Genomic DNA, 10,574 nt, shown 5'->3' on the forward strand with positions numbered 1-10,574 from the left:
CGCGCCCGCGCCCTTGCCCACGCACGATCCACCCGGCCCGTCGCGAGCGACAAAAGCGACCGTCGATTCGTTTCCCCGCGTCGGCTATCAACCGCGTTCGGGCATGATCGTGACCGGCATCACGTTCGTGTTCCTCACCGTCTGGTTGACCACGCTGTTGGATGCGGGCACGACCGAAACCCTCGTCGCGACCGCTGCGAGTTGCTTTCTAGTCGGCACGGCGCTAGTGATCAACAACCTGCTTCGTTGGGAGAACGCAGAGAACGCCTACGAGAAACAACGCATGAGTGCGGAGACTTGGAACGCGCGATTTCGAAAGCTGCATTCTGAATCGACACGCACCGGCGCGGTCTTGTCTCACATGTCCGATGGGATCGTGATGCTGTCCCCCAAGACCGAGATCCTGCTGATCAACGAAGCGGCAGCACGGTTGTTGGCGATCCCGGTCGATAGCGTCTACTTGGGGCGTCGCCTGGCAGAACTCGTTCGCGTGCCCGAAATCATTCACGCCACTCGAAAGACTCAACGTGACAACGTCGATCAAAACGTCTCCGTCGAAATCGTCGACGGCTCCATCGTTCGACCGGTGGCCGTCCGCATCAGCCGGATCCATGACGCCGATCCGCCGCACCTGTTGCTGGTCTTGCGCGACGAAACCGACGCCCATCGTGTCGAAGCAATCCGGCGTGAATTCATCGCCAACGTTTCGCATGAACTGAAAACCCCGCTGGCGGCCATCAAAGGATATGCCGAAACCGTGGAATTGGCGATCGAGGACGACCCCGAAGCGGCCAAGCACTTCATCGCCCAAATCGACACGCAATGCTTGAGACTGGAAGACCTGATCGCGGACATGATGCGATTGGCCCGCGCCCAATCCGGCAAGGGCACGCTGATGGTCCAGACGATCGATCTGGAGAAAGTGATCCGGCAGGCCTTCAGTTCGTTTCTGCCGGTCGCCGCGGCCAAGCAAATCGAATTGACCCTGCGTCCCAGCGGTACCCCGGTTCACGTCCTGGCCGACGAAGAAGCCGCCTTGGCGATCACCCAAAACCTGATCAGCAATGCGATTCGGCACACCGATGCCGGCGGGCACGTCAGCGTGTCCTGTCGGCAAGAGAATGAGGGCTGGATGATGGCCGTGGAAGACGACGGCGTCGGCATCGCCCCGGAGTTCCAGGAGCGAATCTTTGAACGCTTCTATCGCGTCAAACGGGCCCGCAAGGCGGCCGACGGGGGGACCGGAATCGGCTTGGCGATCGTCAAGAACCTGACCCGGGCCCTGGGCGGTACGGTTTCGGTGACCAGCAGTCCCGGGGAGGGGGCGACGTTCGAAGTCTGGCTGCCCAAACCCTGATTCCCGCCACGCCTTCACGAAAGCTTCATGGTGAAAAAGTGCTTCAGTAGGGTGTACTTTTCAGGCATTTCCACCAGGATGTCGTTTTGCGAGCTGTCCGCCCGCCGACCGCCCCAGACGCGGAAACGGCGGCCAGCCTCCTTTCGAGATTTGTCCGCATGGATCCAGTCAAACGCTGAGGCATGTCCACCAATACCAAGGTTTTGGTCGTCGAAGATTACGGCCCGTTGGCGGAGTCGCTTGAGTATCAACTCAAACGAGCCGGCTACGAAGTCTATCGCGCCAGCGACGGACGTGAGGGAGTCGATCAGGCGAAACTCTATCTTCCCGATCTCGTCATCCTGGACATCGATCTGCCGATCCTCGGTGGCATCGAAGTCTGCAAACAGTTGCGTGCCGATCCCAAGACCCGGGAAACGCTGATTCTGATGCTGACCGCCATGGGCGAAGAATCAGATCAGGTGGTCGGGTTCGCCGTCGGCGCCGATGACTACGTCGTCAAACCCGTCGAAAGCTACAAGGTGCTGCTGCAACGAATCAAAGCGTTGCTGCGCCGACGAGAACCGATGTTGGACGACCATGAATCGGTCAGCCACCAAAACGTGACCGTCGATCGCCGACGCTTCGTGGTCACCGTCGAGGAGTCTCCGCTCAAGTTGACCAAGAGTGAATTCCGGCTGCTCGACGCCTTGATCCGACAACCCGGACGCGCCTTCGGCCGTAGCGAATTGGTCGATGCCGCCTTGGGCGAAGACACGGTTGTTCTGGACCGCACCATCGATGTCCATGTCCGCGCGCTCCGCAAAAAGATGGGTAGCGCCGCCGACTTGATCGAAACCGTTCGCGGTGTCGGCTACCGTTTCAAAGAGTAACGCATCGCGACAAATGGGGTGCCTGTTGTTCGCGGTATCGGGCGTTTAGGCCGCTGCGTTGGACGTGTCCTGCTCGGTCGCCTCACCAACTGTCCGCCGGCGTCGACGTGGTTCCGATTCGGGTTGCATCTTGTCAAACAAGTTGCCCAGCAGCCGCGGGTGCAAACACACGAACGCCCAAATCAACCCGAACGCCGCACCACCCAGGATGTCGCTGGGAAAGTGAGCCATGCTCGCCAGTCGTTGCACTCCGGTTCCCACACAGATCGCCGCAAACAACCAGCGACCTCGGGGCAACACCATCCACAACCCAACCGTCAACGCGGTGGCCGTCGCCATGTTCCCACTGGGAAAGGCGCGCGTGCTGGCATCGAATGTGGCGACTTGGGAAAGCGTCCAGTCGAACGCCCACAGCCACGCCGAATCGATCGACGCGACGTCTAAGTTCAATCCCGACGGACGCGGACGCAAGACAAACATCTTTGCCAACGTCGCAATCGCTCCGGCACCGATCGCCAGCGTCGCCAGACGAGGCAAATGCCAGCGACACTGGGGAGCCATCAAAAAGATCCCGAACAGCACCAGAAAGACACCGCTGCCGTGCGAGAAGATCTGCATCAACTCCAGTCCGTTGCGAAGCTCGCGCGGCAACGGATCATTCGAAAACCACCGCGCCACGGAGATGTCGATCAACGTGATCATCGGCACCGACAGCAACAGCATTCCGGCGAACCAGAGCAGGGCGCTGACCCTAAACGCAGCCACAGATCCGTCGGTCTGCGGATAGACCAAACGCAAGCTTGCATCGCCCACCGCGGGTTCGGGCCGCGGTGTCGGCCGGCCGGGTTCATCGCCGCTGGGGGTCTCGTGGAGTGGTGCTGCAGATCGCATGAGGAAGGCAACTCTCGGGCGTTGAGCGGTGTCCGTGAAACATCGGTTCGTGAAACAGGATCGCCGGGTGCCAATCTAATTTCGACCGGCCATCCACGTTCAACGTCGGACACTAGCGAAATCTCCTCCGAGAATGAAAGACGCATTTTCAACCCGCCTGGAACCGAGACGGGAACCCCGCCGGGAACCGAAAGAATCCGTTTACGCAGTTTTAGTCAACTTTGACGGTTGCGTTGACGATGACGACTCTAGACAGGCGTGCCGGCAGGCAGGGCGTGCCGGTCGCCTGTTGTTGGATTAGATCACAAGGCATGCGAGAACTTTTTGCAAAGGAATTCGCAAGCGATTTCGTTTCAGGGATGAATCACGATGTCACGCGTGTTGGGCTTGTTACTCGTTGGATGGATCACAGTCTCGCTGACCGGATGCGTCGGACCGATGGGAGCCGGCTGTTGCGGCACGTCGATCGGACCGGGATGGGGCGGCAGTTGCGACGCCGGTTGCAGCGACTCCTCGTGCGGCAGCTGCAACTCGTGCACCGGATGTGGCGAGTTGTATGTCGATCCATGGATCAATCATCCGGCCGACTGCACCGATCCTTGCGATGCCTGTGGTAATTACAACGGACAAAGCTGTGGCAAGTGCCGCAGTGTGTTTGCAGGCGTCCGAACACTTTGGGGATACCGCTGCGGCTGCGACCCGGGTCCGATCTCCACGACCCGACGCGGATTCGCCCCGGCCTGTGCAAGCGGATGCGATGGCTGTGACAGCTGCGGCATCGAACCGGCATGCGGCTGCGAAGGCGTCTGCGACTGCGCCGTCATGGAGCCGGGCTGTGGTTTCGAACCGGCCTGTGGCATTGAACCCGGCTGCGGCTTTGAACCGGCCTGTGGGTGTGAAGGCCCTTGCAGTTGCGAACCGGCGTGCGGATGCGAAGGCGGCTGCAACTGCGGCGGAGGGATGACCGAAAGCTACGGGCCACCGGCGGGCGAGATCATCATCGAGTCACCCGGTCAGGCCGCCTATCCTGTCCACGAACAACCCTACGCCCCGCAACGCACCCGAAAGATCTTCAATCCCCGCACCGAGACCGCATCCCGCGGCGGATTCCTGAACGAGTACCGACGCTAACGCGCCGGCTCTCATAAGGGGCCACCCAAACTCCACCGGAGCGACAGGCCCTCATAAGGGGCCACCCAAACTCCACGGCAGCGCGGAGTGGCAGGCAGGTCGCTCACATTCCGTTTTCTCTGCCAATGGATCGAACTGACGAAGAAAACCAATAGAGTTGCCATCGTCAGCGCAGCAGCCAACACCAACTGCTTGACTTATCGGCCCTGAAGATGCGACGGCTTGAATCAGCCTGACGGTTGTAGCGGGTTCCCCGGCGCACAGAGCCAACCTTGGCCGCAACGTGTGGCTTCAGCCGCTAGATTGTCAGTCGTCCCCGCGACACGCTTGAAGATCTTGCCGAACTTCTTCACAAGTTCGCACCAACCGTGACTGTCCAGACCGATCCGGCTCAGGATCGGAGCGAGATGCTCTGGGATCTGACCCGCCTTCTGCTTGTGGACTTGCCGACCAGTCCAATCAAGCAGCTCAAGGTATCTGGCGAGCGAGACACTCAGGAACCCCTTCTTGCTTGCCCTGCGGCCACTCGATTCCAGATCCGGACCTGCTGAGTCATTCTGCTCGTCTATCTCGACCGGACTCATCCATCCGCTTCGCTTGCGACGCCGACTTCGCTCCCAGTCATGCGTCCGACGCCGACCATACTTAGGCTGATCGCCTGCGCAAGCCGCTGCCTTGGACTTCCGGTCCCGCAAGCGGCCTGCTTTCAGCTCCGGCTCGACCGTCTCTTGCTCAACAAGGTCATCAATCCGTGCCTTGGCACCGGTAAACTGGCTCTCTTCAGGCGTTTCGGCGAGCGCAGCCCGAATCGGATTCAAATCGACATAGGCCGCGCACGCCAACAGTGACGCTTCATCGAGCAACACTTGAGCCTTGTAGCGTCCTTCCCAGAATCTGCCCGTGCACTCATCCTCCGCGTTGGCGCGGCGGGCGATGTTCTCGGCGGTGCATCGCATCCACCAGCTGACATCGCTCAGCCGAGACCGTCGCTCCGCCAACACCTCGGGACAATTGACAATCATGTCAATCTCTGGCTTGGTCGGCGTCGCCGGCGAACCGTCTTTGTTACGACGTTTGGGAAACAAACGCAGCCAACGTCGAGCGACCTCTTCGTCACTCCAGGTCGCAGCGACATCGGCCCGGCTGCGGAGCACCACGTGCAGATGGTTGCTCATTACGGCAAAGGTCAGGCAATCGATCGCAAAGACCGACGCGAGAAACTCCAGCCGGCTGCGAATCCACTCCCGTCGATGTTCGAAGGACTGGCCGGTGAAGTGGTCCTTGCCGCACAAGAACGCCCTGCGGACACAGCGTTGTAAGCAGTGCAACACCTGAACATCGGCAGGATCAACAACTTCGGAGCGAGGTTTCCGAGCCATAGCAATCTCCCCAAGGTGAACGAAGCCAGAGGAAAGTAGACCAAAACAACGGACATCTGTCAACATCTATGGGTGGCCCCTTTACCATTGCCTTTACCATTGGTCAACATAGGCAGATAGAATGCTTACGGACATTTGAGGTTCCGTTCCACGTCGGATACACTGCGAGTTTCCCAATTCGCAGGCGTGGTCTCTCATGACGCGATTGTTTTTCTTGCTGGCTTTCCTGGTGGTCCTGTCGCAGACGGAGGTTCTGTCGATGACACCCGACGAATTCTTCGAAACGAAGATTCGTCCGGTTTTGGTCGAATCCTGTTTCAAGTGCCACGGCGTCGACAAGACCAGCAATGGACTTCGATTGGATCGTCGTGATCACTTGATGACAGGCGGCGAACGAGGTCCGGCCATCATCCCCGGCCAGGCCGACAACAGTCTGTTGATTCAGGCGATGCGACGAACGCACGCTGATCTCGCGATGCCGCCCAAGCAACCGCTTCCCATCGCCGTCGTCAACGATTTCCAAACATGGATCGACGCCGGTGCGGCATGGCCGGAATCCGGCGTCGACCAGTCGGCCGACGCAGGACGGCATTGGGCGTTTCTGCCCATCCGGGATGTCGAGGTTCCCGTTGTCAACGACGCCGCGTCGACGCACCCCATCGATCGCTTTATCGCCGCGCGACAGACGGCATTGGGGCTGCGATCGGTCGCGCGGGCCGATCAGCGGACGTTGATTCGACGCGCGAGTTTTGACCTGACCGGATTGCCGCCCAGTTGGGAGCGGACGGTTCAATTCAGCGAGGATCAGCGCCCCGAGGCGTTTGCCGAGCTTGTCGATGAGTTGCTCGCTTCGCCTCGGTATGGCGAGCGCTGGGGACGGCACTGGTTGGATCTGGCCCGATACGCCGATACCGCCGGTGAAAACTCCGACTACCCGATTCCACAAGCCTACCTCTATCGGGATTACGTCATCGACGCGTTCAACTCGGATAAGCCTTACGATGAATTCATTCAAGAACAGATCGCGGGCGACATCATCGGCCGAAACGGTCCGCCCGAAGAATACGCCCAACGTGTGATCGCGACCGGATTCATTGCTCAATCGAAACGCTTCGGCACGAACGATCTGGAGGCGATGCATCTGATTATCGAAGACACGCTCGATACGATGGGCAAGGTCGTGCTGGGGCTGGGACTGCGCTGCGCCCGTTGTCACGACCACAAATATGACCCGACGACGACGGAAGATTATTACGGGCTGTATGGGTTCTTTCAGAGTACCGCGTATCCGTTCCCAGGCGGAGAATCCGTCCGAGAGCAGCGTTACTTTGTGCCGACCATCGATCCATCAACGCTCGCCGCTGCGGACAAGGACTTCTTCGCCAAACACGCCGACGACATCGATCGGCTCAAGCAATTGATTCAGTCGGAGACCGATGTCCAGGCGAACAAGAAGGCACTCGCGGAAATCGAAGCCCGGGCACCGTCGCGTCTCGCCCCGGTCGCCTATGCGGTCACCGAGGGAAACGTCGCCGATGCGAAGGTCCAGCACGGTGGCAATCCCTATCGCAAGGGCGAGGTGGTCCGCCGCCGATTTCCAGAATTTCTAAGTCTCGACCGGCAGCCGGAAATCAGTTCGCAGGAAAGCGGACGTCTGCAATTGGCGCGCTGGTTGACCGACCGGGACAATCCACTGACCGCGCGGGTGATCGTCAATCGGATCTGGCAATTTCATTTCGGCAAACCGATCGTGCCGACACCGTCAAATTTTGGTCAGCAAGGCAGCCCACCGACCCATCCCGATTTGCTCGATTGGCTGGCGCAGCAATTGATCGAAAACGATTGGTCGATCAAGGCCATGCATCGCCTGATCATGTCCTCGGCGACCTATCAGTTGACGGCCGCACATGATCCACACAACGCTGCGATCGATTCGGGGAACAAGTACTATTGGCGATTCGATCGCCGCAGGATGGATGCGGAATCGATTCGCGATTCGATGCTCTTGTTGGCGGGCAACTTGGATCTCAGCCGACCCGGCGCCCACCCCTTTCCCGCCAAGGACAAATGGAAGTGGACCGCCCACCGCCAGTTCAAGGCCGTTTATCCCTCCAACCATCGCAGCGTCTATCTGATGGTTCAGCGGCTGCACCCGCACCCGTTTCTATCGATCTTTAACGGACCCAACACCAGCACCAGCACGGCGATGCGCGATCGATCCACCGTACCGCTTCAGGCCTTGTTCATGACCAATAGCGAGTTGGTCGATCAGCAGGCGCGGGGATTGGCCGAGTCGCTGATCACGGCTGGAGGGGAGCCGGGGGAACGAATTCAATTGGCCTATCGACGTGTCTTGCTTCGTTCACCAAGCGGGCAAGAACTCGATCGCGCCGCCAAATTTATCGAAGACTATCAGCGTGTGCTGGTCGATGAAGGCGTGCCCCCGGAGGAGCATCAGCGAATCACTTGGGCCAGTTTCGCGCGTACGCTTTTGACGGCCAACGAATTTCTGTTTGTGGATTAACATGACACTCCCATTGAAACTTGATCGTCGTCATTTCTTGAGACGCGCCTCGACGGGCGTGGCTGCGGGTAGTGCGGCGCTGCGGGCGCATCTTTCGCTTGCCGCCGGCCTGCAGAACGGTCATCCCCTTGCGCCACAGCCGTCTCATTTTCCGGCCAAGGCCAAACGGTTGATCATCTTTTTCATGACCGGAGGCATCTCGCATGTCGATACCTTTGACCACAAACCGAAACTGAACACCGATGCGGGCAAGAAGGTTGGCAAGCACACGATCAAGGCTTCGCAGTTTTCCTTTCAGCCCTATGGCGAATCGGGACGGATGGTCAGCGAGCTGTTTCCTCAGTTGGGGTCGGTGATCGATGAATTCTGTCTGCTTCACTCGATGACCAATGCTTCCTCGGGGCATTCCGCCGCGACGCTCGGGATGCATACCGGCTCGGTCACGATTCCGCTGCCCAGCATCGGTTCCTGGGTCAGCCACGCGTTGGGCACGTTCAACACCAACCTGCCCGCCTTCGTGGTCTTTGCCGCACGCGAGCCGTATAACGCCTATCAATGTTGGGACTCTAATTTTCTGCCCGGTTATCACACCGGGGTCAGGGTGGTTCCCGGTCCCGATCCGATCCCGCACCTCAACAGCAACATCCAGTCGGTCAGGCGTCGTGAACTGGAACGCATCATGCTGCGCGATCTGAATGAGACGCACCTGGAAGTTCATCCCCGGGACGTGCAATTGCGGACGCGGATGACGAACTTCAACACCGCCTATGGACTGATGCGGGAAGCCCCCGAGGCGTTCGATATTTCCGGCGAAAGCCAATCCACGCTCGATCTGTATGGAGTGGATCGCGGCGACCGGAAATCATTCGGTTGGCAATGCCTGGCGACTCGGCGATTGATCGAGCGCGGCGTGCGCGGCGTCGAACTTTTTGATGTCGGTTCAAACAGTAACTGGGATGCCCACGGCAACATGGAGACTCACCGTCCGTTGGCCAAGCAGATCGACCGACCGATCGCCGCGTTGGTCAAGGATCTCAGGCAGCGTGGGCTTTTGGATGACACCTTGATCGTAGGGTGCAGCGAATTTGGTCGCACGCCGTGGGAAGACAGCAACCCGAAGGGGCGCGGTCACCATGCCGCCGCCTTCACAACCTTCCTGGCCGGTGGCGGTGCAAAACGGGGCTTTTCCTATGGTGCAACCGACGACATCGGTGCGGAAGTCGCGGAGAACAAAATGGATGTTCACGACTTTCACGCGACGATTTTGCATCTGTTGGGGCTGGATCACGAGCAACTGACCTATCACTACTCCGGCCGCGATTACCGCCTGACCGACGTCGCCGGAAACGTCATCGACGAGATCATCGCTTGAGGTGATCGTCGACAAGCATGATTTTCCGTTCGGTGCTCTGCGGTCCAACGAGGCGTCTTTGATTTCTATCGGCACGCGTCCAACTGCTGTCGATTAGAATGCTGCGATTGTCGTTCCCCGACGAGAGACTCCCGCCACGTTCTCCCCGCGTAGATCTCACAATGATTGCCGCTCAAAAATCGATCGTATGTTTCGCGATGATCGCCTTGTTCATCGTTGGTTTCTCAGGCCAGGCCCAATCGGCCGAGTTGCCCAATATCGTCCTGATCCTGGTCGATGACATGGGGTACGGGGATCCGGGGTGCTTCAATCCCGACAGCAAGATCCCGACGCCGAACATCGATTCCTTGGCGGCCGAAGGCATGCGATTCACCGACGCGCACGCGTCGGGGCCGCTGTGTCACATGTCGCGTTACGGGTTGATGACGGGACGTTATCCGTTTCGAATCAATGTGGGGCGTTGGCCCAAGCAGGCGTTGATCGAGCCCGACGAAGTCACCTTGCCGTCGCTGCTGCGGGACGTCGGCTATCGAACCGCGATGGTCGGCAAGTGGCACGTGGGATTCGATGAGGACGGCTATGACAAACCCTTGCCCGGTGGTCCCGTCGACCGTGGATTCGATTCGTTCTTCGGCATCCGGGCGTCGACGGATATTCCACCGTACTTCTACATCCGAGACCGGATGGCCGTCGCGCCGCCGTCGGATTCGATCGAGGCGAATCAGAGCGAAGGCTGGTCGCCGATCCAAGGCGCGTTTTGGCGGGCCGGTGGGATCGCCCCGGGGATGAAACTGAAAGACGTCTTGCCCAGATTCACCGACGAAGCCTGCGGGGTGATCCAGTCGCACGCCGGACGCGACCAACCGCTGATGCTCTACGTGGCCTATCCGGCGCCCCACACACCGTGGCTGCCGACCGATGAGTTTGCCGGCAAGTCCGGCGCGGGGATGTACGGTGATTTTGCGATGATGGTCGATGCGATGATCGGCAAGATCCTCCAGCAACTCGATGCGGCAAAGAGGACCGACGACACGTTGGTGATCTTCAC

General features: G+C 59.5%; 8 protein-coding genes. 6 read left to right on the top strand and 2 right to left on the bottom strand.

The features are described 5' to 3' along the window. A partial coding sequence (locus tag ABX749_RS08965; protein WP_372895674.1) for a sensor histidine kinase occupies positions 1–1,357 on the top strand: 1,357 nt, incomplete at its 5' end. Between the two features lie 182 nt (positions 1,358–1,539). After that, on the top strand, positions 1,540–2,229 hold the full coding sequence (locus ABX749_RS08970; RefSeq protein ID WP_145218024.1) for a winged helix-turn-helix domain-containing protein: 690 nt from the start codon (positions 1,540–1,542) through the stop codon (positions 2,227–2,229). A gap of 45 nt (positions 2,230–2,274) precedes the next feature. Here ABX749_RS08970 and ABX749_RS08975 read toward each other — a convergent pair whose 3' ends face one another. Beyond that, positions 2,275–3,120: a phosphatase PAP2 family protein gene (locus ABX749_RS08975; RefSeq protein WP_372895675.1), complete on the bottom strand. Its 846-nt coding sequence runs from the start codon at positions 3,118–3,120 to the stop codon at positions 2,275–2,277. A 369-nt stretch (positions 3,121–3,489) separates the two neighbouring features. Here ABX749_RS08975 and ABX749_RS08980 point away from each other — a divergent pair, with 369 nt between their 5' ends. Further along, on the top strand, positions 3,490–4,251 hold the full coding sequence (locus tag ABX749_RS08980; protein ID WP_372895676.1) for a hypothetical protein: 762 nt from the start codon (positions 3,490–3,492) through the stop codon (positions 4,249–4,251). A gap of 227 nt (positions 4,252–4,478) precedes the next feature. Here the strand turns inward: ABX749_RS08980 and ABX749_RS08985 are convergent, their stop codons facing one another. Beyond that, positions 4,479–5,582, bottom strand: coding sequence for a transposase (locus ABX749_RS08985; protein WP_372895677.1), 1,104 nt, complete (start codon positions 5,580–5,582; stop codon positions 4,479–4,481). 244 nt (positions 5,583–5,826) lie between these two features. Between ABX749_RS08985 and ABX749_RS08990 the strand changes: the two genes are divergently transcribed. From ABX749_RS08990 to ABX749_RS09000, 3 genes are all read left to right on the top strand, one after another. Beyond that, positions 5,827–8,154 (top strand): PSD1 and planctomycete cytochrome C domain-containing protein, encoded by a 2,328-nt coding sequence (locus ABX749_RS08990; protein ID WP_372895678.1) that lies wholly within the window; start codon positions 5,827–5,829, stop codon positions 8,152–8,154. A gap of 1 nt (position 8,155) precedes the next feature. After that, complete coding sequence (locus tag ABX749_RS08995) at positions 8,156–9,526, top strand: DUF1501 domain-containing protein (protein WP_372895679.1); 1,371 nt, start codon at positions 8,156–8,158, stop codon at positions 9,524–9,526. Positions 9,527–9,687: 161 nt separating this feature from the next. Further along, on the top strand, positions 9,688–10,574 hold an 887-nt coding region (locus ABX749_RS09000; RefSeq protein ID WP_372895680.1), incomplete at its 3' end, for a sulfatase-like hydrolase/transferase.

Source organism: Stieleria sp., assembly GCF_041595215.1.
Taxonomy (GTDB): domain Bacteria; phylum Planctomycetota; class Planctomycetia; order Pirellulales; family Pirellulaceae; genus Stieleria; species Stieleria magnilauensis.